Annotated in this window: 21 protein-coding genes and 1 pseudogene; 7 read left to right on the top strand and 15 right to left on the bottom strand. The window is 58.6% G+C overall.

What is annotated here, in order from left to right:
- Positions 1-103 precede the first annotated feature (103 nt).
- The 3 genes from PQR54_RS03925 to PQR54_RS03915 form a co-directional block, all read right to left on the bottom strand.
- The gene (locus tag PQR54_RS03925; RefSeq protein ID WP_408244148.1) at positions 104-1132 is read right to left on the bottom strand and encodes a hypothetical protein; all 1029 of its coding nucleotides are present in this window, start codon (positions 1130-1132) and stop codon (positions 104-106) included.
- Positions 1133-1266: 134 nt separating this feature from the next.
- A complete protein-coding gene (locus PQR54_RS03920) occupies positions 1267-1785 on the bottom strand; it encodes a shikimate kinase (protein ID WP_408244147.1) in 519 nt (172 codons plus the stop codon).
- A 295-nt stretch (positions 1786-2080) separates the two neighbouring features.
- Positions 2081-2716, bottom strand: a complete 636-nt coding sequence (locus PQR54_RS03915) for an SEN1982 family lipoprotein (RefSeq protein ID WP_408244146.1) — start codon at positions 2714-2716, stop codon at positions 2081-2083.
- 198 nt (positions 2717-2914) lie between these two features.
- On the opposite strand from PQR54_RS03915, the gene PQR54_RS03910 reads away from it, so the two are divergent.
- Positions 2915-3472 carry a hypothetical protein gene (locus tag PQR54_RS03910; protein WP_408244145.1) on the top strand — a complete coding sequence of 186 codons (558 nt, stop codon included), beginning with the start codon at positions 2915-2917 and terminating at the stop codon, positions 3470-3472.
- A 58-nt stretch (positions 3473-3530) separates the two neighbouring features.
- Here PQR54_RS03910 and PQR54_RS03905 read toward each other — a convergent pair whose 3' ends face one another.
- The 5 genes from PQR54_RS03905 to imuA all read right to left on the bottom strand — a co-directional run bounded on the left by PQR54_RS03905 (position 3531) and on the right by imuA (position 10166).
- Positions 3531-3689 carry a hypothetical protein gene (locus tag PQR54_RS03905; protein WP_408244144.1) on the bottom strand — a complete coding sequence of 53 codons (159 nt, stop codon included), beginning with the start codon at positions 3687-3689 and terminating at the stop codon, positions 3531-3533.
- A 188-nt stretch (positions 3690-3877) separates the two neighbouring features.
- Complete coding sequence (locus PQR54_RS03900) at positions 3878-4840, bottom strand: SOS response-associated peptidase family protein (RefSeq protein ID WP_408244143.1); 963 nt, start codon at positions 4838-4840, stop codon at positions 3878-3880.
- Positions 4841-4903: 63 nt separating this feature from the next.
- Complete coding sequence (locus tag PQR54_RS03895) at positions 4904-8053, bottom strand: error-prone DNA polymerase (RefSeq protein ID WP_408244142.1); 3150 nt, start codon at positions 8051-8053, stop codon at positions 4904-4906.
- Between the two features lie 6 nt (positions 8054-8059).
- Positions 8060-9529 (bottom strand): Y-family DNA polymerase, encoded by a 1470-nt coding sequence (locus tag PQR54_RS03890; protein WP_408244141.1) that lies wholly within the window; start codon positions 9527-9529, stop codon positions 8060-8062.
- Complete coding sequence (imuA, locus tag PQR54_RS03885; protein ID WP_408244140.1) at positions 9459-10166, bottom strand: translesion DNA synthesis-associated protein ImuA; 708 nt, start codon at positions 10164-10166, stop codon at positions 9459-9461. Before imuA ends, PQR54_RS03890 begins: the two co-directional genes overlap by 71 nt.
- Positions 10167-10253: 87 nt before the next feature.
- Here imuA and PQR54_RS03880 point away from each other — a divergent pair, with 87 nt between their 5' ends.
- The 5 genes and pseudogenes from PQR54_RS03880 to PQR54_RS03860 form a co-directional block, all read left to right on the top strand.
- The gene (locus PQR54_RS03880) at positions 10254-10469 is read left to right on the top strand and encodes a hypothetical protein (protein WP_408244139.1); all 216 of its coding nucleotides are present in this window, start codon (positions 10254-10256) and stop codon (positions 10467-10469) included.
- A 445-nt stretch (positions 10470-10914) separates the two neighbouring features.
- The gene (locus PQR54_RS03875; protein ID WP_408244138.1) at positions 10915-11133 is read left to right on the top strand and encodes a hypothetical protein; all 219 of its coding nucleotides are present in this window, start codon (positions 10915-10917) and stop codon (positions 11131-11133) included.
- 453 nt (positions 11134-11586) lie between these two features.
- Positions 11587-13359, top strand: coding sequence for a hybrid sensor histidine kinase/response regulator (locus PQR54_RS03870; RefSeq protein WP_408244137.1), 1773 nt, complete (start codon positions 11587-11589; stop codon positions 13357-13359).
- A gap of 280 nt (positions 13360-13639) precedes the next feature.
- On the top strand, positions 13640-14077 hold the full coding sequence (locus PQR54_RS03865; RefSeq protein WP_408244136.1) for a response regulator: 438 nt from the start codon (positions 13640-13642) through the stop codon (positions 14075-14077).
- Positions 14078-14168: 91 nt separating this feature from the next.
- Positions 14169-14297 (top strand): annotated as a pseudogene (locus PQR54_RS03860) (KUP/HAK/KT family potassium transporter); the annotation flags it as partial.
- 37 nt (positions 14298-14334) lie between these two features.
- Here the strand turns inward: PQR54_RS03860 and PQR54_RS03855 are convergent.
- The 4 genes from PQR54_RS03855 to ligD all read right to left on the bottom strand — a co-directional run bounded on the left by PQR54_RS03855 (position 14335) and on the right by ligD (position 19720).
- Complete coding sequence (locus tag PQR54_RS03855) at positions 14335-14466, bottom strand: hypothetical protein (RefSeq protein ID WP_408244135.1); 132 nt, start codon at positions 14464-14466, stop codon at positions 14335-14337.
- 785 nt (positions 14467-15251) lie between these two features.
- On the bottom strand, positions 15252-16094 hold the full coding sequence (locus tag PQR54_RS03850) for a tetratricopeptide repeat protein (RefSeq protein WP_408244134.1): 843 nt from the start codon (positions 16092-16094) through the stop codon (positions 15252-15254).
- Complete coding sequence (gene ku / locus PQR54_RS03845; RefSeq protein WP_408244133.1) at positions 16091-17038, bottom strand: non-homologous end joining protein Ku; 948 nt, start codon at positions 17036-17038, stop codon at positions 16091-16093. Before ku ends, PQR54_RS03850 begins: the two co-directional genes overlap by 4 nt.
- 174 nt (positions 17039-17212) lie before the next feature.
- The gene (gene ligD, locus PQR54_RS03840; RefSeq protein ID WP_408244132.1) at positions 17213-19720 is read right to left on the bottom strand and encodes a DNA ligase D; all 2508 of its coding nucleotides are present in this window, start codon (positions 19718-19720) and stop codon (positions 17213-17215) included.
- A gap of 758 nt (positions 19721-20478) precedes the next feature.
- Between ligD and PQR54_RS03835 the strand changes: the two genes are divergently transcribed.
- Entirely contained in the window at positions 20479-22173 is a 1695-nt protein-coding gene (locus PQR54_RS03835) for a hybrid sensor histidine kinase/response regulator (protein ID WP_408244131.1), read from the top strand.
- Positions 22174-22313: 140 nt separating this feature from the next.
- Here the strand turns inward: PQR54_RS03835 and PQR54_RS03830 are convergent, their stop codons facing one another.
- The 3 genes from PQR54_RS03830 to PQR54_RS03820 form a co-directional block, all read right to left on the bottom strand.
- On the bottom strand, positions 22314-22742 hold the full coding sequence (locus tag PQR54_RS03830) for a response regulator (RefSeq protein WP_408244251.1): 429 nt from the start codon (positions 22740-22742) through the stop codon (positions 22314-22316).
- Positions 22743-22939: 197 nt separating this feature from the next.
- Positions 22940-23110: a DUF2934 domain-containing protein gene (locus PQR54_RS03825; protein ID WP_408244130.1), complete on the bottom strand. Its 171-nt coding sequence runs from the start codon at positions 23108-23110 to the stop codon at positions 22940-22942.
- Between the two features lie 66 nt (positions 23111-23176).
- The gene (locus PQR54_RS03820; RefSeq protein ID WP_408244129.1) at positions 23177-23671 is read right to left on the bottom strand and encodes a YciE/YciF ferroxidase family protein; all 495 of its coding nucleotides are present in this window, start codon (positions 23669-23671) and stop codon (positions 23177-23179) included.
- Positions 23672-24200 lie beyond the last annotated feature (529 nt).

Below are 24200 nucleotides of genomic sequence, written 5' to 3'. Positions count from 1 at the left end.
ATCCGAAGATTCTGAGGACACTAATCCCGACGCAGCGTCGACTCAATTGACGTTCCAACACCACCCGTATCAACGCAGAACAGGTGCCGGACCTTGCTGAATCTCAGTCGTCCTTCATCGCCTTCTCCAACATGTGCGCATGGTAGCCGCATAAGCCCTCGTTATCTTGGTCATCTTGGCGGAGCGGTTCAGAACAGAACTTACACTTACGGAAGTCGAGCTCAGCGTCGCACCATGAGCACACTTGCTCTGCAATGACAAAGGTAACTCGCTTACATTGATAACATTGCTCGACACCAGGTTCCCCGCCATCTCTATGGTCATAGTCATTGGCGTCATTCAACGCCTTGATTAGCAGCGGTCCAATCAAATCAGTGTGGCCGCAGGCAACGCAATGGTAGCGAAAGACATCGTCCGCACGGCTAATGCTCTCCCCCGCATCGAGCTCCTCTTGATGTGGACGGTGGAGCGATGAATGGCACTCTTCGCAGCGAGTCTCGGCTAGCCATGACTTCATTCCCTCGGGCACACCCGCTTCTTCCCAAGCCTTGTCGGATTCGAGGGTCGCCGCAGCGAAAAAATCGTGATGCGCAAGCATTATTGTCCACGCTGGCCCAAGTAGGTCCGCGGGCACCGCCTCTAGTTGCGTCTGAACAAAATCCTGTAGGACGGGAAACAAGTCCGCCACAAAGCTCGCGACTTCGCCGAGTGTGTTAGCCGGATGCAGATGTTCGAGATGGTTACGGCATTCCTGGAGCCTCTCAACCGCAGCCCAATCTACTTCAATATCGAACGCATCAAGCCGTTTTTTAATGGTTGCAACATCGATGGTCGTCCGCCTGAACTTCCCAACCGGTTTCCACTCGATGCCGCCATTGCCGTCTGAGTGCGGGAGTACCTCTGGCGGGTTGAATATGAGTGCAGTTGCGTCCTCAGAGTCGTCGACCGAAATGGCAATCTTGTACTTGAACAAGAGGAGAACGCCTGCGAACAGATTCCTGACAGCGGATAGCGCGCGAGTCGCATCGCCACCCTCCGCCTCCGGCTTCTTGCTACGTTCGAAATCCTCAATGCCAAGCCGAATCGAAATGAGCGCGTTGTCTCGAAGTTTTGTTACGTCGAATTCGGGCATAGCAGAGTTTGTCCCTATTGTCCTGCGCTGAGACGCAAACCTACGTCGGCGCCGCACCATTCGCAGCGGCTTCAAAGAGAGGAGAGGCGGTTCCCCGGTGGCAACGGGCTGTCTTGTACCAGCTCAAGCGTCGCTCAATCTGAGACGCGGACAAAAATGATGTTGGCATTCGCCTTTGGCCGATGCTTCCTATGATAAGCAAAAATCTCGTGGTCGAGCGGCGTCCAGAAATGTAGTATGTCGGGGTGAGGCTCATATCCGTCCTCGACATCGAGGAAATCTTGGTCTCCAGCAAGGCCTGCAGACGTGTTCCGCTGCACATAGATATTAAGCGCTGCCGTGTAGCCCATGCGCATCAGAACTTCCTGCATGCATGCCCCTGACGCCAAGACCACATCGGACTGGGCGAACTCGGCGTCGAGCTTTGATTTGAGCCTTGTAATGTCCAAAGCTCCGACGAAGTGGCCTTTTTCGCGCTCGATATAGTCATCGAAGTCGACCATCGGACGGCCCAAGCCCTTTGCCACCGCGGTTGCCAGCGTCGTCTTACCTGCGCCAAGGCATCCATCGAACGCAATCAACCCATCCGGCGCCACCAGAACTGCATCAACGAGTTCGTTCAGCTCTCGAAGCTCGATTCCAGATTTTTTCATTTGCGCATCATTGACCGGTCAAATACAATACGATACCCGCAACGGCCGCTCGAAACGCCCGGTCGAACTGATTCTACCCAGACACTTTAGTTAAGCCCAGCAATCAACTATCTCGAAAGAGTTAGGCGTTCGACAACACGCGCGTAGACGTCGGGTTTAAGGAGCGCGATGCACGAAGACCGACGCTTCCGTCCGTCGCCTCGCAACGCGCTAATAAGCTCCGCCAGCGTTGCATTCAACCTCACCAAGTCAATTGCCGGCGTACGTTACTCAATAATCGCCGTTGGTCCGTCCGTCAACCTCCCTTGCTCTTGAACAACCGCTCATGCATCCAGCCATCGTTGGTTGCAACCAATACGGCCTTGTCGCCAGGCGACCCCGTCACATCGTGCTGCACCGACGGATACGCCGCCTGGATTGCAGGCTGTTTCGCCCAAGCCGGCGCGTCGTCAACCTCATAGAGGTAGTTGACCTGTGAAATTTTGGTGCCAAACATGTCCGCGGGCTGGGTGAAGTTTTCCACTTCCTTCACTTTATATTTACCACCGCAGAAAGCATCCCAGCCGCCCATGTTGCCGGCTCCGCCCTTCACAAGATACTTTTTGCCTTCGTCAGTCAGGGAGTACTGTGCACCGGGAACCATCTGATTGCCGAATGCTGACTTGACGTCCATATCCTTCGCTGAAAGCAGGCCGGCGCTAACTAGCGCGGCCGCCTTTTCAGGAGCGTTGATGAAATCCATGCCCCCCTTCTTCTGAAGGGTGAACGGCGCTTCTTTTGCGGGCATCATCACGCAGACGCCCGTCTTTGTATTTAGATAATCCTGAATTGCTGTCTGGAAGTTGCCTTTGCTCGCATCCTGCTTGCTGCCACAACCAGACAAGAGGAAAAGACTTGTAGTAACAGCGGCGATAACATTCTTCTTCAACATTCATGCACCCCTATGCATCATAGATATTTTTGTCTCGTTCTAACGAAGCGAGGTGCCGATTATCTCCGTCTTAGGCTTTGGCTCCAAGTCGATTTTGAACGATTGAATTTTATGCTTCAAGGCGCACCATAGACCTAAAGAGTTGCAATCCAGAAGCCGATAACCAAAGGTCGAAGCTCGTGTTAGAGGACCAAAAAAGTGAAGTTGCAATTTGTTCTGGCGGCCGTAGCGGTCGCATGTGCGGGTTGCGCCGAAACTGGTGCAGCGCTGCAAAACCTGAATAACGGACTGAGTCAGGTCAATCAGGCGATGGCACCGAACGGTAGCGGTACGCCCGCGATGTTTGGCCCGTCGCTATCTGTTGAGCAACAAGGGCAAATGCGCGATGCCATCAGTGCATCATTGTCGTCAAGGGACGCCGCACTTCGCGGAATGGTCGGGTCCGCGCAACCAGTGCTGGTCGCCGTGATGTCAAAATCGGCCTGCTATCACGAAGGGAACACCTCTCGGGTTCTTAGCATGTACACGTCAGCACAGCTTGGAAACGGATATATTGCGGCACCGTTCAGTTACATGAGGTACGCTCCGAAGAACCGTTGCCTGAGCGTCTTGCGGACGGATTCATGGACGCAGAAGTCGCTAAACGCTTTCACCTTCAGGGCCGTCTACTACAGCCCGGAGAGCGGTGAGAGTCAAGGTCAAACTTACGAGTTCATCAAGTCGGATGGCTCGTGGCTTTTGAACGCCGTACTTTGAGAACCTTGGATGCCGGTGGACTTTCGCTTGGTCCACCGGTGAGTGAGAAAACTGTCGCTCAGTCACCAAACGGATTGCCGGTTTCTTTCACCTCAGTACTGAGATTATATTTAGCACGTACGGCCTTCACGACGTCCTCGACGATTGGCTGCAATCGATGGATTCGCCGGTCGACCTCCTGCTGAAGTCGCGAAGCATTCAGCGTCTTGCGCATCATCACGTCTCCCTCCAATGGCTTAATCCAGTCTAACGGAATTGAGGCGTCCGGCGACACGGCGCTAGAATGCGCACTGTATAGATAGCCGGCGCCTTCTTTCGTGCCGGTATCTCAGTGAGTCAGCACGCGTCAATAATCAAGAAAATGGTCCCAGACCCGTGCGCACCGCGCCAACCCCACGCTGTGTGCTAGGCCGCTAGACGGTGCTCGTAGTACGGCCGGTCCCTGTCATCAAGTATCGCGTACATTGCGTCCAATTTCTCCGGGTCCGGGTTCAACCACGCGTCCACATTCTCAGGCTTGATGGGAACGATGCACCGGTCGTGACCTGCCGCCGCGACTTCTGGTGGCGGCTCGTCAGTGATGGCCGCAAACGAAACTAAATCTGGCTCGCCAGGAGCGGTCCATCGAGACCACAGGCAGGCGACGAGCATCAACTGTCCGTTACTCGGGCGGAACTCCAGAACGACGTTTTCGTCTTTCTCATGTGTCTCGCTTAAAGTTCCTTCGAACTTTGCCTTGCTGACATTCTCGTAGAATACATCGACGAGAATGACGCCGTGCGTGTAGCCAAAGCAAGGCTTCCAGAATCCTTCAAGGTTGTCGCGGCGGGCGTTGTAGGTTCCGGGATACTTCACGTCGTAAGACGCGGGCTTGCCCGCGATGCGGCATTGGTAGCGCATCGGCTTGACAACAAGTCGACCGTTCTCCATAACCATGACGGGGGCATAGTGGCCGGGGAAGATGCGCGAGTCTTTCGGCTTGGGCTCGGTGCGCTGCATATCGTCGAGTTTGCCGCGCGTCCATGCGATTTTATCGGTGGCGATACGTTGGCTTTCAGTGGCAGCCTTGGTCACCTTTGTCAGCAGTGTCCGTTCCGCGTCCGCTAGCCTCTTGCGTTGCTTGAACAGGTCCTGTTCGAGCTTACTCGTCTGGTCGCGGTTGAACTTGTCGATGAAGCCTTTGATTTTACGCTCGGCGTCGGTCTCCGGCGCGGCAAAGGCTTCCTCCATTGCTTTCGGTATCTTCGCCTTGCTGACACCCTCGGCGCGCTCGAAGAACAGCCGCGCAAATTCGTCGATGTCCATGAGAGCACCAAACGTTCGCACGAACTTCCGGTAGTCAGCCTGAATTTGAGCCGAATAGCACATCACCGTCCTCCTGTAATAGCGGAGCCACAATCCAGAAGCTAGCACATCCTGGTTTTCTCCGGCTCAGCAGAAATCCCGACTCGTGCTCGTCAACCCGCCGAGCAGATGGGACATGTCGACAAGTCTCTGGGCGACCAGGTGCCGAACCTCTCCCTGGCATTGCCACGTGCCGTACACCGCAAGCAACGACGCCCCAAGCGCTTCCTTCCTTTGCTTCTCCAGCAAGCTCGGCCAGACAATGACGTTGACATTGCCCGTCTCGTCCTCGAGCGTGACAAACATGACACCCTTCGCTGTTCCGGGGCGTTGGCGCACCGTGACGAGCCCGCACCCTCGTGCCAACCGTCCGTCGCGATAGGTACGCAGCGTCGACGCTGGCATCAGCCGGTTTGCGAGCAGTCGCGGCCGGAGCAGTTCCAGCGGATGTCGCCCTAAGGTCAGTCCAACAGACCTGTAGTCCGCAACGATGTCGTTCGCTTCGGTCGGTGCGCCCAATTCGGGTGTTTCATCCTGCAGCGTCGCTGCGGCAAGCATGTCCTTGTCAGGCACAGCGGCGACCGACTGCCATAGAGCCTCGCGGCGATTGCCAGCCAGCGAAGCGAGTGCGTTGGCGTCCGCAAGAGCATGAAGGTCCTTTCGGTCCAGTTGCGCTCTACGGGCCAGGTCAGCGACGGTCTCGAACGGACGTACAGCTCTGGCATTTTCAATGCGCTCCGCGGCGCCATCCTTCATGCCGCGCAGGAGCGACATGCCGAGGCGCACAGCTGGACGGTCATTGTCGCGCAATGGCACCAGGACAGAATCCCAGCCACTGACCGCAACGTCTACTGGCAGCACCTTTACGCCGTGACGTTGTGCATCCTGCACAAGCTGTGACGGCGAATAGAATCCCATAGGCTGACTGTTGAGCATCGCCGCAAGGAATGCCTCTGGCTCATGGCACTTGAGCCAGCTACTCGCGTACACCAGGAGCGCGAAACTGGCCGCATGGCTTTCCGGAAAGCCGTACTCGCCGAACCCTTTGATTTGCTGAAAGATGCCTTCCGCGAAGGCCTGGTCGTAGCCGCGTTCGAGCATCCCGTTGACGATACGGTCATAATATTTCTCAAGCCCACCTTTACGTTTCCACGCAGCCATCGCGCGCCTCAACTGGTCGGCCTCGCCGGCGGTAAAACCGGCAGCCAGGATAGCAACCTGCATCACCTGCTCCTGAAAAATCGGAACCCCGAGCGTCCGCCCAAGCGCCGTCTTCAGCGCCTCACTCGGATATGTCACGGGCTCGAAGCCCTGACGACGTTGCAGGTAAGGATGGACAGCACCGCCCTGAATCGGTCCGGGCCTGACAATGGCGACCTCAATGACTAGGTCATAGAAGGTGCGTGGCTTCATGCGAGGAAGCATGCTCATCTGCGCTCGCGACTCAATCTGGAAAACGCCTACCGTGTCCGCGGCGGAAATCATCTCGTACGTATGCGAGTCCTCAGCCGGAATGTCCTGCATTTCGAATCGCTCACCGCGCTGTTCCGACACAATGTCGAGGGCCCGGCGGATTGCAGACAGCATGCCGAGCGCGAGCACGTCGATTTTCAGGAGGCCGAGCGCCTCAAGGTCGTCCTTGTCCCACTCGATGACGGACCGGTCCGCCATCGCCGCATTCTCGACAGGGACAAGCCGCGTGAGCTTCCCGCGACTGATAACAAAACCACCGGAGTGTTGAGACAGGTGGCGCGGAAAGCCAAGGAGCTGGGAGGCGAGCCTCGCCCACGCCTGAATGAGAGGCTTTTCCGGGTCAAGCCCAGACTCGGCGAAACGCTTCAGAAGGTCCTGGCTCGTGTCGAACCACTGATGGCTTTTTGCGACCAGGTCGACAATCTGTGGGTCAACGCCAAGCGCCTTGCCGGTTTCACGCAACGCGCCTCGAGGCCGGTATGTTGAAACAGCGGCGGCGATTGCTGCGCGGTCGCGACCATACTTGCGATAGATGTACTGGATGACCTCTTCGCGACGCTGGTGTTCGAAGTCGACGTCGATGTCCGGCGGTTCACCGCGCTCCTTCGATATGAACCGTTCGAACAGCATGTTGCCGCGCGCAGGGTCGACTTCGGTAATGCCGAGGCAATAGCAGACCGCCGAATTGGCGGCCGAGCCGCGCCCCTGACAAAGGATGTGCTGGCTGCGCGCAAAACGGACGATATCGTACACCGTGAGAAAGTACGGTTCGTACTGCAGGTCGGCTATGAGCTCAAGCTCATGCTCAATCTGCTCCTGGACTTTATGCGGAATGCCCGAAGGAAAACGCCGCTGTGCTCCGATATACGACTCCTGACGCAGATACGCGCCTGGCGTAAAGCCGGTTGGCACCAGTTCATCCGGGTACTCGTATCGCAACTCGTCAAGCGAGAAAGTGCAACGGCTCGCAATGTCCACAGTCGCCGCGAGCGCTTCGGCTGGATACAGGTTCGCGAGCCGCAGCCTGGAGCGAAGATGCTGCTCGGCGTTGGGCGCAAGGTCATAGCCGCATTCATGAACTGGTTTCCCGACGCGGATGGCGGTCATCGTGTCCTGCAGTGGCTTGCGCGAGCGTACATGCATGACGACGTGCCCCAGCGCCACCACGGGTACATCCAGGCTGCGCGCGATGAACTCGACCGAGCCACGGTGAATGTCATCCATGGCGCGTTGATGAAGCACCAACCCTACCCACGCCCGGCCAGAGAAGGTATCGTCAAGCCACTCGACCTGTGCGGCAAGGACGTCCTCGTTGGCCGGGAAATCCGGTACAAGAATGGCGAGACAGTCCGGCATCCCGCGAAGGTGCCGATATTCCTTCTCTGGTCGCGAGAGGTCCTGTGGCGTCAGCCGATATTCGCCCTTGGTTGCCCTGGTGCGGGCGAGCGTAATCAGTTCAGACAGGTTTCCGTATCCCTCGCGGTTTCTGGCGAGCAGGATGAGTCCGAACGCGGGGGAGCCGTCGGCATTGACGAGGCGGAAGAACGAGCCGACGATAAACGGCAGCTTTGCTTCCTTCGCCGCGACGTGCGCACGCACCACACCAGCTAGCGAACATTCGTCCGTGACAGCCAGCGCCGAATAGCCAAGTTGTGCCGCGCGCTCAGACAGTTCCTCGGCATGCGAAGCGCCATGCAGGAAGCTGAAATTCGAAAAGCAGAAAAGCTCGGCGTACGCCGGCAGCACGTTGAACGTTGTGTCCATGGTGCATCAGCCGAACAATCCGTGAAGGAACCACCGCTGCTCTTCCTCCGCGTCGCGGCTGCTGACACGCTCGCGATATATCCAGTAGCAGCTCTGGTCTTCCCCCTGCGCCACGAAATAGTCACGCGTCACCAGCTCACCATCAAACCAGCCAGCTTCGATACGTTCACCGGGCGACACCATCCGCAGCGGAGACCCATAGAAGGGACGATGCTGACGCATAAGCAGCCGCACCGGACTGTCCAGCATCCAGGTGGGTCTTGGCAGACCGAGCGGAAGTGGTTCCTGCTTTGACTTGAGCGTCACCGGCACCCAGCGGTTGGCGACCTCCGGGCGATGGTCGGCAGTCGGAGCGGGGCGAAGAACGTTATCCTCTCCGAGTCGCGCAACTAGCAGCTCAAGAAGACGTGCGTGGTCTTCCTTTGAACCTCCCGGTTCCGGGAATAGCGTGTCAGATGCCGGTGCTGCGGACTCGACTTTGGAGGCATCGAGTCGCAGCGCGATGACCGGTGCAGCCAGCTCAATCCGGTGCAACCGCTCCTTCAATAGTCTGACGAGATGCTCCTCCTTCCATGTCGGCTCGCCCAATGCGATGTCGATGGCCGTCGGCTCCATGGCGTCGCGACCACGTTCATGTTCGAGCAGCAACCTTATAGTCGTGACCGCCAGCTGCTTGGCGCAAAGCCAGCCGCACAGTTGCACGATGAGTCGATGGGCACCGAAGACTGCGCCGTCCGCATCCTCAAGCCGGTCCGGCATTTCGATACGTGCGGAGAAAGTCGGCGGCAGTTCTAGCCAATCAAAGAGTTCGGGCGCGGTGCCAAATGCACGGTCGAGCGAGTCGAGCAGATGTTCACCACATCGACGCTGCAGGCCGGCGCGTGGCAAACGCCGAATGTCAGCAATGGTCTCGCAGCCAAGTCCGGAGAACCAATCTCCGAACGGACGAACTTCGGGAACGGCCATCATCGGCAAAGCACACAGCCGTTGTTCGAGCGATGCTAGCTTGAGCACACGCCGGTTCCCGAACTTCGCAAGTAGCCATCCTCCCTGGCCGGTGGGCGCAGCGCTGATGCGCGCAGTAAGCCCAAGCGTCCCAAGAACGGCCTTCGCTTCCCGACACAACGCGAGTAGCCCGCCAAAGAGGCGCAGACTCGCGCCGACCTCAACTATGACGGTCGCTTCGTCAAGCAAGGCGACCTCCGGCGAGAAGCGCATCAGGGCAATACCCACCTCGCGCTGTGCCGCTGCCTCCCTTGCGGCATCGCGTTCATGCATCTCCGTTTCCGGCGACAGCGTCAGCACTCCGCCGCGCTTCATCCCAAGGCGCACGCCAGCTGCCCGAGCCGTGCTATCTGTAATGACCACTTTGTCTTTCTCCAGTACAGCACTTCCGTGCGCCGGCTCAGATGACCACTTCGGTCGGAACACCTCGAGTGGCAACTTCGGCAAGTGGACGGCGAGAAAGACGCGCATGTCGGGAAAGCAATACAGGAGTGGGTTGAAGGGGAATCGACAGAGGCTCTGCGCGCGCTGGCCCTCGTCGTTTCACAATGTCGACGGTCAAGCCGTCGGCCGATGGTCTTAAAGCAAGCCGCAACAGGGCGGGCGACGAATCCTGTGCGGCCGCCAGAGGCCTGACCATCACGAAAAGTGTTTCGGATGACTGCGCCGCTAAATGCAGGCGTCGCAGCGATGAGGCCTGCGCGTATTGCGCCCAGAAGATGAGCGCACCGCAACTGCCTGCCCGCAGAATCTGCTCAGCCGACCAAAGCGCATCTGCGGTCTTCTGCGCTTTCACCCGCAACACTTGGTCAAGAGGAAGTCCGATGTAGCTGAGTCCAAGTCCGTCCGGAGTGTGCGGCGGCTGCACGAATGCAACCGGCCGGTTGCCTGCGGCACTGAGCGCGGGGCGCAACAGCCGCAATTCGCCCACGCCGGCTTGCTGCACCATCAGGTCAACGAGAGCTCCAACCGGCCAGCCCCCTCCGGGAAGTTCGGCAGACAGCGCGGGATAGCCGGTCTCAACCACCCGCCCACGGCCACGCGCGAGCTGGGACGCACGCCACAAGGACGGGTGTATCTCTTCGGCCGTGACGGTAGCGGTGGACATATGGCATCAAAAAACCTGTATATTTATACAGTATCGTACACGCAATTCTGAGATAGTGAACTGACACTTTTTATCGGGAGCTGAATCGTGGATGCACGCGTTCGCAAGGTCGGCCATCCGATGCCGGAGGTGGCAACATTCACGTCAACGATGCGCAATGCTTTCGGGGACGAGTGCGTCGATGATGCGGTCCGGCGCGGCAAAGCTGGTGAGCCGACGTTGTCTGCGCGCGAGAATGGACGCACTGTTGGCACAGCAAGTCCGGCGAACGACAATGTCTGGCGCGTCAACGCTGACATATGAGACCGGCACTATTGTCCCGGGTGTGACGGCGGGTGCGTCGGCCAAGCAATTGGTTGCAAAGAGTGGCGGCAACGAACGGCCAGCAAGGAGAAACCGTGAAAAGAATTGGATTGGCGTTACTGGCAGCGACGATGGCGCCGACAGCGTTCGCAACTGGCGGATATTCGGAGATGTGGAATCCACCAGAGGCGCGCACGACCGCACCACACAGCGTCAGTGCCGCACACAAGCTGGTAGCTCGTCGGCATGTCGCGCCCCATGCAGTGAAAGTGCACGCACGCCGCGCGCCGACATCTGCAACCAGGCTCATGGCGAAGCAACACCTCATGCAAGAAGTCGTTCCAGCGAAGGAGCCTGACATGTCGGACGTTCCTCGCCAGATAGCTCCCGAGGGAAATGTGCTTCGCGTGAGTTCGCGCGGAGCATCGGCAAAGGTTGGGCGCTGATGGAGTCGGAAAGCTATCGCGACTACAACATGCGGGGCCACGCCATCCTTCAGCAGAAAGACATCCTCCGGCCGGAGCGTTATGCGGGAAGCGGGACCATTACCAGGAGCGGTAAGCTAATCGAAGCATCGGGTGTCCTCGGTCATTTCGACAGTGAAGAGGACGCGCAACATGCTGGCTTGGATTGGGCCCGCGCCTGGGTCGACGCGCACGGGTGAGGCCACGGCCTGGTCAGCAAGCTTGCACTCACCGCCCACGACGTCGTTGAGGAGTTCCTGCAACTCGCGAGCTGCCGTGCGGAGCATGTGCAAGATGCCTTGCAGTTAGTGGCGCAGGCCCGATGTCGTCGTGGTGGACATCGCTTGTACCTTGCGTTCAAACGCAAGGCGAGCGAAGGGACATGGGCCGCTAGGCATCGTCCAGCCTGTCTTCGCGAGAGACTTGCGTAAGGCCAGCTTTTCGGCCCTGTGTGAGAACACGCTTAAAAATGTCGCATTGCCGCCGTTCTGTTTCGTAGAATCGGTGAGCGAATCGGCACAAACATGCATCCGGTGGAGTCCTTAAAACCAGGATAGGCGTCGCAAACGGCTATGATTGTTGTTGCGCCCGTCGAATCCGGACTGGCGTCTCGCCGAGCTGGAACGCATTCCTGAAAAAGCCTTTCACAGCTTATGACCATCCCGAAGCCGGACAACATCCGCGAGAGCCATCGCCAGTCGCTCATAACTTCTGCACTGTATTCGAGGCCAAGTCGGCATCCGGATTATGAAGCAGAGGCAAAGGTTTTGGGCGAACTCGCCCATGCCCTGGCCACGTCAGACACAGAGATGCTAGATACGCTTGCACGCGAAGCTGCGCGGCTGTGTCGCGCGGACAGCGCAGGCATCAGCGTACTTGAGTCGCCACCCGACCGACCTGCCAGCTTCCGGTGGGCGGCTCTCGCGGGGCGGGCTGTGCCCCTTCTCAATACTCACCGGCCCTTCGACGACAGCCTGTGCGGCGTTACGCTGGCAATGGGCAGACCGGAGCTGTTCGGAACGCCACAGCGCTTCTTTCCGTCCATCGAGATGCTGTCCCCACCCGTGGTCGAGGCATTGCTCGTGCCAATTCCTGTCCGGGACGACGCGTGGGGCGCCATCTGGGTGATGTCGCAACGTCCTGAAGTTCGCTTCGATGCCGAGGACCTGCGATTGCTCACCAGCCTCGCAGATTTCACCGGCGCGACGATGCATGTGGCGCGCATGAAGGCGCTAGCCGAAAGTCGGGCCATTCAGGCCGAAGCCGCCCAGTCCGCCCTGCGCGAAGCGGAGACGCGTAAGGACGAATTCATAGCGACACTAAGCCACGAGTTGCGCAGCCCAATTGCCCCCATCGACAGCGCCCTCAAATGTCTGGGACGTCTGGAGCTCCAGTCACAACAGGCGGAGCAGGCGCTGGATATTGCCGCACGTCAGCTCCACAGGTTGCAGCGCCTTGTCGACGACCTGTTCGACGCGTCCAGAATCCGGCAAGGCAAGGTCACGGTACAGCCAGAGAACAGCCTCCTGGCAAACATTCTGAACGATGCAATTGCCGCTGTCCGGCCGCAAATGGAGGCGCGCAAGCACATGCTTAACGTCACCGCGCCGTCTGAGGCGGTGCTGGTTTACGTCGATGCCGGCCGCATTACCCAGGTGCTTGTCAACGTATTGAGCAACGCCGCGAAATACTCACCAGATGGCAGTCGCATAGTTTTGACTGCGGCTGTAGAGGCTCCGGCAACACCTACCGGGTCGACGACTGAGCCTACCTTGTTGATGACCGTCGCCGACGAAGGATATGGCATATCCGCACCAGCGTTGCCTCACGTCTTTGACATGTTCACCCAGCGCGGTAGCCGCTCTCCTTCGACGGAAGCCGGTCTGGGAATCGGGCTCGCCCTGGTGAAATATCTGGTAGAGGCGCACGGCGGCACCGTCACCGTCCAAAGCGGCGAGTCGTCCTCCGGAACAACGGTCACCATTCGTCTGCCGTTGGCGCGCGGGCCTGAATTGCCCGGCACACCGCCTCATGGCGGAGTGCCTTGCGCGGCGCCCTGCCGCGTGCTCGTGGTGGATGACAACAGGGATACGGCGGAGTCACTTGCGCTCCTGCTCAGTCTGGACGGCCACGTCGTCCGTACCGCAACCAGTTCGCCTGAGGCACTGAGCGCTCTGGACGACTTCATTCCTGACGTCGCGTTCATCGACGTGAATATGCCTGACATCGATGGCTTTTCGTTGGCGGCAGAGCTACGAACCCGGCCAACGCTTAAACATCTGAAGCTCGTCGCATTGACGGGAGACGCGTCGGAGAACGACCGCGTGGCGGCGCTTGCAGCTGGCTTTGACCGTCACATGACGAAACCCGTGGATATGCAGGCACTTACTTCCATCCTCGCGTCCGTTGGGGACACGCCCCGCTGACGAAACGGAATTTCGGCTCGTCCTGACCGACAGCTCAAGCGGGGAATCGAGGTGACCATATCTGGGGCAGAGCAGAGGAAGGATGCGCGGTCGACTCCGACCCGGTGCCGGCGCCTGTGCGGTCGCGGTTCCTCAGGTCCGGACCTCGGCGCCGTGCTGTAATTGCCGTGTAGCAGGTGCGCAACTCTCGGCCTACGTAGTGCCTACGTACCGCAGCAAGCCTTCCCTCGGGTACAGCGTTTGCGGCAGACAGGGATAATCCTGTGACGCGTGAAGTGCCATGTCTACCGTACTCCTTGTAGACGATGACCTAGAAAACCGGTGGGCTCTCCAACTGGCCCTGGAAAGCGGCGGCCATCACGTGATGCTTGCCGAGAATGGGTGCGACGCATTGCGGAAGGCAGCCCGTGATATTCCACAACTCGTTATCACTGACTGGCAAATGCCTGAAATGGACGGCGTGGAGCTATGCCGCCGTCTCAAATGTCAGCCGTCCCTCGCCGGGATACCGGTCGTCATGTTGTCCGCAATGCCGGAACCACCGGATGAACCACGCTGCTGGGCTGCTTTCCTTCGCAAGCCGGCTCCGATAGACCTGTTGATGCACACCGTCGATTTGTTCATCGCACAACGGCTGACTACGAAGCGTCCCGAACCTGCTTGTGAAGAGCAGAGCGCGTCTCGTTGGCGTCCCGTCGATTCCCGTTGTTGGCCCTGACTTCCTCATAGTTCCGTCGGGCGGCGCTTGTCCGCGACGCCCTCGGCGGTGGCGCTGCCCGTTTCCGGGTTAGCGTCCGGCTGCACCTCTCATCCCGACTGTCCTGCTCGCCGCGGCGGCGACCATCATCGCGTCGCAGGCGGTTATTTCCGGCGCGTTCCCGATGACCAGGCAGGCTGGTCAACTCGGCCTCCTGCCGCGCGTACTGGTAGTCCGACCGTCGACGTACGAAATAGGACAGGTATATGCAGCGTTCATCAAGGTCTCTCTCTGGCGCCGCAGTTGTCTTTCCCGTCGCCTTCTTCAGGTCCTCCGACAATCTGGAAAGCAGCCTCCGGCATCGCGGTCTCATCGAAGATGCCGCTGACGACTTTACTGATGTACTTCATCAGCCCCCTGTTGTGTCGTCGTGCGTCATCGAGGCCCTTCCTGGTCAGTAGGTATCAAAAGGCGATGAGTTGGGATACTTTCAATACGGGGCTCGACTTGCTGCCTTGTATTTCAGTCTACTGTAGTGCAGAGCTTCGCGGCCAGTCCACCGTTCGACGACGAGGCGCCCCCTATCAAAGTCTGCGCGCCCGTTGCTACCGCGCGGTAAAGTCAAAATCAAAAAGCTCGCAAGGCCGATGTCGCAGTCCACAAGCGGATTATCGAGACGTGGCGTCTCCGACGCCTAGACCAGCATCTACTGTCTCGTCGATACGACTCGGCTGACATGCATTTCTAGCTGGGCAGCGGTCACGAAGGCACAGTGGAAAGACCGCTGCCCTTCATCCATTAGCTACCGCCGGACGCAGGGTTGGTAGCTGAAGCTGGCATAGCGGCGTTCGCCTTTTTATGCATCTTTTTGTGCGAAGTGGTTCCGGCGGGGGCCATAGAATTTGCCCCGGACGCACCCGATACCGTATCGGTTGAACCACTTGTACTCGGCTTGCTCATTCCTGTTCCGCCTTGACCACCTCCGGCTCCGCCGCCTCCCGCTCCCTGCGCGTAAGCCGCCCCTGAAATGCTGATAAAAAACGCCGTAATTAAAATTCCCTTTGTCGAGCCGTGCATGGTCGTCTCCTCACGTGTGAAGCGGTCATTACCCCGGGAGGTGTAAGAACGCTTGCTACCCTGCGCAATTCCTATGCCAAAAGGCTGGCAATCATGCATGAAGCCCATGCCGCTCGCGTCAAACGACCAGCCGACGATAGGCGCTAAGATGTCGCACGAGACCTTGTTTGTCACCGCGAATCTCGCTCAGGCGAGCGAGGTTGAAGTGGGCATCGGCATGCGCTGGGTCAACCGCTATGCACCGCTCGTAGGCCGCCGCCGCTGCGTCGTAGCGCTTCAATTCCTCGAGGACGACCGCGCGATTGAAGTGAAGCAACGCGTCATCGGGAAAGTGCTCAAGTGCGCCATCGAAAATGGACAACGCATCATCGCACCGCGACTCCGCCTCGCATAGCAATACGCCCAAATTGGTGTACGCGTAGTAGTGAGGTGATGGTGCAAGTTCGAGCGCTTTCCGGTAGGCCTGCTCCGCACCGAGAGCATCGGTTCCGGCGAGCTGTTCGGCAAGCGCGAACCATTCTTCTGCCTGCTCCTCCCGGCTCGCCAGGTTTCGCGGCGCAGAATCCAGAAATGCGACATCACCTCGAATAGGTGCAACCTCGAAATCGAGCAGGTGCTGGCCCGAGGCCGCGTCCCATTGGAACTGTCCTGACCTGACAGCCACTGTCTCGCCAACCGACGTGATTCGGATTCCAGACAGCGGAAGCTCGTCAGGGAGTTCGGCTTTCAGCTTGGCAAGCGCCTTCAGAATTTTCCGTGATGAGACTTTCGCCGATTGCAATTGAAATGCGGTGCGAAGGACCACGACATCCTGGAACGAGAACCGGAGTTCGTTCCGCCGGCCGCGCGCGGGATGAACAAAGCCCGCGTCAATCAGTCCGGATAGAACTCGGCGCGAGACACCCAGCAGCGACTGGAGGCTCCGCAACGAATAGTCGTGTGACAGATTTCGTCTGTTCACTTGCGAGCTCGAACCTTTGCCGGCGGCGCTTCTTTCACGTCGCCTCTCGGAGCGGCTCGTTTGACGGGCCGCCGGGGTTTGGCTGATAGCGCCTCGACGTCATCGGGCGAGGCCTTCTTCGGAGCAGCCGTCTTTGCAGCCGTTTTGGCAGGGGCGGCTCGTTTCGTCTTGTTGGCACTCAGACTTGCTCGCAGCGCTTCCATCAGGTCAATCACCTGTCCACCGGATTCCTCTGCTGGCGCCTCTGGAGACACAATCTGTTTGCCAGCAATTTTCCGGTCGATGGCTTCGAGAATCCGCTTCTTTTCTTCGTCTTCGTACGCAGTCGGGTCATAAGCGTCTTCTGAAACCTGGTCGATGATTTGAAGCGCGAGCTTTAGCTCCGTATCACTGACCGTGACGTGCTCAATGTGCAAATCGCTCAGCGCGCGCACCTCATCGGCGAACAGCAGTTGCTGAAAGACCATCCCGTCTTCCGCCGGCCTTATCTGAACGACTCGGGTCTTCCCCTTGTACGACCATTTTGCGAGCGCACAACGTTCGCTCTCTCGCATGGCTTGTTGCAGCAGACTATAAGGTTTGCCGCCGCGCTTGTCGGGAGCAATGAAGTACGCCTTGTCATAGTAGAGCGGGTCCACCGACTTTTCTGGGACGAAGGAGACAATCTCCACCACGTGGCTCGCCCCTTCCTCAAGCGCTTTCAATTCGTCAGGAGCAAATACGACAAACTGCCCCTTCTCAAATTCGTAGCCTTTCTTCATGTCAGCGCGGGCGACAACATCGCCTGTGGCCTCGGATATGTACTGCTGCTTGACCCGGCCGCCTTCCGGCGTCAGCAGATTGAAGCCAACGCCAGCAGCGCTGTCCGTAGCCGAATATAGCTTCACCGGTATGGACACCAGACCGAAGGAAAGCGTCAGCGATGCGATGGAACGCGCTGCCATGAGATTCTCCTGAGACCGGCCGGCGACAATGCCGCAGGCGCTGCTTGCCCAATATCCGTTTCGAGGTGACAACCCTCCGCAGTGCACAGCATGGGGTGTGCCTATCTCTGCTGCCAGTTACTAGCCATGCACGTAGCTTCGAGCCATCAGACCGTGTGCAGCCCGACAGACGTCTTACCGCAGACGCTTCACGGCCGACGCCAGTGATTGGCGCGTTGACCAATATGCCTCCCACGGGTCACGCGTCTGGAAGCTAAGATACTCTCTCGCTGTTTGCACCGTCCAGTGCGCGCCGCTTTTCAGGTCGGGGAGTTGCTCCCACGACACTGGCATCGAGACACCCATTCCCGGCCGCGCCCGCGCAGAGAATGCGGTGGCAGTCGTCTGCGCCTTTCCGTTGCGCAGGTAATCAACATAGATTTTGCCAACTCTGTTGGCCGGTCCCGACGTTGCCGAAAAACGGTCGGGGATGGTCTTCGCCAGATGCCGGACGAACGCCTGCGAAAACGCCTTCACCGATTTGTAGTCCAGTCGGGGTGTCAGCGGCACGACAACATGCAGCCCCTTGCCTCCACTTGTCTTCAGCCAGGCTTTCAAGTCCAGCTCCGTCAGCAACGCATGGACAAGGACCGCCGCCTCCCGAATCTGCTTCCACTTGACCCCTTCGCCCGGGTCGAGGTCAAAGATGACCCGGTCGGGTTTGTCGATTTGCAGGACCGTGGAATTCCAGGTGTGAAACTCGACGACGTTCATCTGGGCCGCCGACATCAGTGCCTCGGCGGTATCGACCGTCAGTAGCGGCGGGTGATTCAGCCATAAATCCCTGTCATGAGCCTTCAGCCCGGGCATGGCGGTCTTTTCTGCGTGCTTCTGGAAAAACAGCTCACCAGAGATGCCGGTGGGCGCGCGGACCATGGCCAGCGGCCGTTCCTTCAGGTGCGGAAGCATCCATTGGGCGACACTTTCGTAATACCGAATCAGGTCAAGCTTCGTGACACCAGTTGTCGGGTCAACGACACGCTCAGGGTGCGTGACTTTGACTTGGGAGACGGGCGCTGGCGTCAGCGTGTCACCGGCCTCCCGGACAACAAGGCGTGCGGGCTTGTCGACGCGCAAACCCTTGAACGAAGCCTGGCGCACGACACCTTCCGCAGTCCACTCGGCAAACTCGACCTCGGCAACGAGTTCAGGCCGAACCCAGCGCTCGCTGCCCGCTGCACGCCTCGACCAGCGGCTGGGCTTCGATACGGCGACGTCAAAGGGAGCTGCCTCCAGCTCGAGCGGGGTCAGGCGGACCCATAGGTCCCGACCCATACGGGCGTTCCAACCGGTGCCGACGCTGCCGGCGTCATGGAGCTGGTTGCCGACATAGTATCCAAGCAGGAGGCTGCCGACTTCCCCATCCTTGCCACCTCGAGCGGTGAAGCCGCAGACAACGAGTTCCTGTCGCAGGCGGCACTTCGCCTTCAACCATGTCTGAGTCCTTCCTGACTCGTATTTCGCGTCGCGACCTTTCAACATCAGGCCTTCGAGACCCAGCCCAGCCGCCGCCTCAAATATCTGGGCCACTGGCGCGTCGAAGTCCTGACTGAACCGTATGCGGTCGCCGTCATCCTTGAGCAGCTGTAAAAGCAGTGTGCGCCGCGTCCACAGCGGGACGTCCCTAAGGTCCATTCCATCGAAGTACGGCAGGTCGAAGAGAAAATAGATGATTTCCTGATTCTTCGCGCCATCTATAGCATTCTGTAGAGCGCCGAAATCTGGCAACCCGTTGCTCAGGACGACAATTTCGCCGTCAAGCCAGCCGCTGGAGACTGGCAGGTGCGCAACCTCTGCGGCCAGACTCGCGAGCTTCTTCGTCCAATCGTGGCCACCGCTTGTGAACAGCCGAGCGCGCCCCTTGTCGACGCGAGCAAGCATCCTGTAGCCATCCAGTTTCGACTCGACTACCCATTCGCCGCTCGTCGGTAGCGACGAAGCCAGCGTCGCGCGCTGCGGTTCGAGTTTGGCAGGGAGCGGCGCGCTCATGGCGGCAGACAGGTCTAGTTCCTGGTTGCTCCTTCGCGCCGACCGTACGACCTTCGGTTCCCGCTCTTCGAGCAGCCCAAGCGGCTTGGTGGTGACGCTGTCCGGAAGTGCCTTGATGACATCGTATTTCGCCAGCGGCTGCGCCCACTCGTCGCGCTTCTTGAAGAGCATCCACTGGTCTTGTTTGTCGTCTGGCTTGGATATGCGGACCAGTTCCCACAAGCCCGCGAGTTTCTCGCCGTGGAGTTGAAATATCAGCTTGCCGGCAACCAATGCCTTTTGGGGGTCACCGACTGGCTCCCACGTCCCGCGGTCCCAGACTATTACGGTGCCAGCGCCGTACTGTCGCGGTGGAATCGTTCCTTCGAACGTCGCGTACTCAAGCGGATGGTCCTCCACTTGAATGGCTATCCGCTTTTCCTTTGGGTCATAGCAGAGCCCCTTGGGTAACGCCCACGAAACCAGCACGCCATCCAACTCAAGGCGGAAATCGTAGTGAAGGCGACTGGCCCAATGCTTCTGGACGACGAAACCAAGGTGCGGTGAACTGATTCTGGCTTTGACCGGTGCTGCGGGTTCGGGCGTTGCACCAAAATCCCGCTTCTTTTTGTAGCGCATTAAAGAGGGAGATTTTGGTTCGCGCTCTGAGACCATGGTCATGCTCGTAAAGAAGGGAACAGGCGGCCTGTGTCCATGCCTTGGCACGCCGCTACCGCTTACGCTACGACATAGGCAGGCCGACACCGGAACGACTCGAAAGACGGAAACCGTACTCAATTCTTACAACGCTACGCCGAGTCCAGAACGACGCAGCGTTTTGCTGGCCAGAACAGTCAGCTCCGAGCCTGGGTACCCTGCAGTTCAATGTTTTAGTGGGTCCCACTAGCCGCGATTGCCTCGGCCCGTACATGAAGTACCAACAAGTGAATGCGAGCATATTTATGATGCAACAGCTATGCCCGGAGCGGCGCGAATCGCTCGGACTTCTGAGCCTTGCCATTCAGTGGTGCAATGACGAGTCATCTGACCGTAGGCACAATGCGTACAGGTGTGTGGCACGTGGCGGAATATCCCTTGCTTGACTTGGATAGGTGACGCGACCCGTCCACTCGATTCGACTTGTCATACCGCGGGTCTGAAAGTCAATCTTGTCCTGCAGCCCTGTGCCGAAAGGGGTTTCGGAGGAGGCTCATTTTATGCGTCCATGATGCCGACGGTGATGACGCTCACCATCCGGCCGCGCGTATCATGACGCAATGCCGGTTCGAATCGCGGCGCGACCTGACCCAAGGGTTGTCGCCTCTCGGGTCGAGGCAATTTCAGACGCATTAACCATTGATTCGGGGTTGCCCGGGCGCCCTGAGGTTTATTCAACTTAGAAAGCTGGCCCAGACTTCATGGAACGCAATCGCATGTCTACCGATAACGCCCTCCTCGGTTCGCGGAGAGCGAGGGAGCCGGACTATGCGGCAGAAAACAACGCGCTTGTCCGGCTCGCCAAGGCCCAGATGGGGGCCAAGGCCAATTTGCTGGAGCAAATCGCAGAAGCTGCGCTGTCGGTTTGCGACGCCGGCAGCGCGGGGATAAGCCTTGTCGAAGGAGCCGGTGAAAAAAGGCAGTTCAGGTGGTTAGCGGTTGCGGGCCTCTGCGCGGACCTGCGTGGTAAGACAACGGCTTGGGACGAATGCCCGTGCGGGGTGACGCTGCAGTCAGGCTCGCCACAGTTATTCATACGGCCGCAAGACCATTTCCAGTGCATTCAGTTTCCAGGCGTCAACGTCACTGAAGGTATCGTTGTCCCGATACCGGGCGGTGAAGCTCAGTTGGGCGCGATATGGGTGATGTCTCATGTGGATGAACGCAAATTCGACAGCGAAGACGTCCGGCTGCTTTCAAACCTGGCGGTTTTTGCGGGCGCAGCACTAACCATCGTTGATGCCCGCGACAGTGGGATTGAGAGCGACCGGCGACATAGCGAATTCATCGCCATGCTGGGGCATGAACTCCGAAATCCTATGGCCCCCATCGACAGCGCCATCGGCGCCGCCAAGCGCCTGTGTGCAGAAAATGAGACCGCAGTCGAGGTTCTGACCATAGCGCAGCGCCAAGTAAGACACTTGCGGACACTTGTCGATGACCTGCTTGACGCAGCACGGCTGAAGCACGGCAAACTTGCCATCAAACATAGCGACACGTCCCTCAACGAAATTGCGTTTGACGCCGTGACCACGGTCAAACATCACTTCGAGTCCCGCAGGCACACACTGAAGCTTAATGGGCTCGATGTTCCCATTCCTGTTCGCGCGGACCACGTACGTCTGAGCCAGGTTTTAGGCAATATCCTGTCAAACGCGGCTAAGTACACTCCAGTCGGAGGGACAATCGAAATGACCGTTGACGTCGACACGGACGGCGTCAGCAGGGAGCCGGCCGGGCTGGTCATCATCAGTGTTAAAGACAACGGAATCGGCATCGATAGTGCCGTTCAATCGCACGTCTTCGAGCTGTTTGCGCAGTCCGCTCGTGGTCACGCCCGAGCCGAAGGCGGACTTGGGATTGGCCTTGCTGTCGCCAGACGCATGGTGGAACTTCATGAAGGAACCATATCGCTTCACAGCCAGGGAGCGGGCACGGGCACAGTCGTAACCTTGCGTTTGCCAATCCTTCGCAAAGCATCGACGTCGCCCCAACCTGAGGAAACCGATGACGCCTCGACTCTTGGGTCCGTACGCCTTCTTCTGGTCGATGACAACCAAGACGCCTTGATGTCGTTGGGCATATTGCTGGAACTTGAAGGTCACAATGTGACCACCTCAAGCAGCGGACGCGACGCCATCCGCCTTGTAACGGAAGTGAGGCCGGAGGTAGCAATTGTCGATGTCGGGATGCCGGACGTTGACGGATTCGACGTCGCGCGAATTGTCCGCTCTGACCGAAGTTTGGATAACGTCACGTTAGTCGCATTGACGGGTTACGCCGCGGAGTCCGACAAATCACGAGCGCTAGCTGCAGGCTTCGACTACCACCTGACCAAGCCGCTCTCGCTTGAAAAGCTGCATTACATCCTGGCGAATCGAATTGGTGGCAAGCTGGGTGGGTTGGTTTGACAGCTACCGGAAACTTCGCGAGTTGAACGTGCGGAGCATTGGTGAGCAGCGGGTCTGACGGTTGACCGCGGGGCGGACAGGCTCCCGTCCTTGACACTTAGGACCACCACGCTCCCCATACCTCTGCCATCAGGCGGACCTCAGGATATAAATGCCGAAGGTATGGGCGGCCATCGCGACACTGCACGGTCGGAAAACACCGGGCTTAGCGTCTCACGCAGGGGGCGCGATAATAATAGCAGTCCCACGGTGGACTCCAACGCGTCAAGGTCTACCGGTTTGAGGAAGAACGCGTTCCAAAGGGCCGGTTTCTGGTTAGTCTGCACTTGCGCGGAGACCATGATTACCGGTATTGCCGCAAGAGCTGGATATAGCTTTAGCTGCCGGCACAAATCAACGCCGTCCATCTCTGGCATGCTGCAATCTGTGACGATAAGGTCAGGAATACATCTTCCAGTCATTTCCAGCGCGGCCTTGCCATCTCCCGCCGAGAGGACCCGATATCCGCGCCATTCCAAAGCCATGCTAAACGCGGCGAGGATGTCTGGTTCGTTATCTACGAGAAGAATGGTTGGCGTCGGGAACGTTCGGAGCAGTAGTCATGCGGATGCAACATTTATACCGTGACCCGAAAATTGGAGTTCACAGAGGGGGTCCGTCAATGCCAAAGGGCACGTGAGCCCAAGGCGTTCCAGCGTCGGCAGGGCGAGCGTCAGCGGGACTGTGCCGCTGAACACTCGCCCTAAACTTGCCGACGGGACATTTATCAGTCAGGTCGAGCTGCGTCTGGAGTCGGCTCCGCCGTCGAACCGTCGGCGACTAGCTGCTGTCGCGCCTTCTCCCAGTATTCTTCGGACCGCCCGTCAGGACTTCCATCTCTCTCCCACAGATAGAACGCGAGCGTGCGAATCTGCTCCTCGGTAACTGGCATATCCATTTCAATCTCCAGAGAAACCGTCAAGTTGGCAGAGGCGGCGTTGGCCGCCCCGGGCGCCGAGCTAGCCTAATTGCCCAAGGCTTCTGCCGCCACCTTTTCCATAGCGAGGAGAGATAGCTTGTCGTCGGTAGCCTTTTCTTCCTTCAACGTTTCGGTTAGAAGCTTTACAGCAGCTGTTTCACCGAGCTGATTGGCCAGCGCTATCAGCGAGCCATACGATGCGATTTCGTAGTGCTCCACCTTTTGCGCTGCAGCGATGAGGGCCGTATCGAGAACAGGGCCTTTCTCGATTTCGTCAATCTGTTCCTGGCCTTCTTCGACGAGCCCCTCCATGGCAACGCACTTGACGCGCTTGAGTTTGATTCCGCTGGCCTCGACAACCTGGTCAATTCTTTCAATCTGGCCTTGCGTTTCTTCCAGGTGCGTCTCGAATGCCGACCGAAGGTCAGGACTGGTCGCTGCCCGTGCCATCTTCGGAAGTGACTTCGTCATCTGCTTTTCGGCACTGTAAATGTCGGACAGCGAATGAATAAACAAGTCCTTCAGGGTCTTGGTAGCCATAAATCCTCCTAAGTTGGTTGAGGGCCGCAACTCCCAGCAAGCGCGGCGCGCCGGAGTGCCGTGCAACCCGCATGCCAGGGTGTCACGGCGGGAATCCACTGTTCGCACTTCTTCCGCCTGCCGTCCTACTGACGACTCTGCGGCATCCTAGGCTGGGTTCCGGTGTCTCCGCGCCCCCTGCTGAACTGGCAGAGGTGCAGCTTCCGCGCCCTTTTACATAGTAGAACTGGCCGAATTTATTCCACCAATCGTCAACCGGTGAAAGATGCACATCCGTCAACGCTACAAGGTAGGCAGCTCCTCGGGAACGCAGCATGCATAGTCGATAGTGCAGTGTCCTTTATCGTGCGGCCCGAGCTGCACATTTTGCCGGAGCGGATTGCTCCGAGACCCGGACGCCCACGAGGGTGCAGCATGGAGGATGTAACACGCCGCTGTCCGGGCTTTACAGCCAGCCCGATTATGCTGCCGATGTCAGTGACGGAACGTCCTGCCATGGTAGTCCGTGGCGTCGGGCTTTCTACGGAGA

Source organism: Paraburkholderia phytofirmans, from assembly GCF_046028095.1.
In the GTDB taxonomy this organism is placed as follows: Bacteria; Pseudomonadota; Gammaproteobacteria; order Burkholderiales; family Burkholderiaceae; genus Paraburkholderia; species Paraburkholderia phytofirmans_A.
The sequence above is the reverse complement of the archived record's forward strand: the minus strand, read 5'-3'. Positions and strand labels throughout refer to the sequence as shown.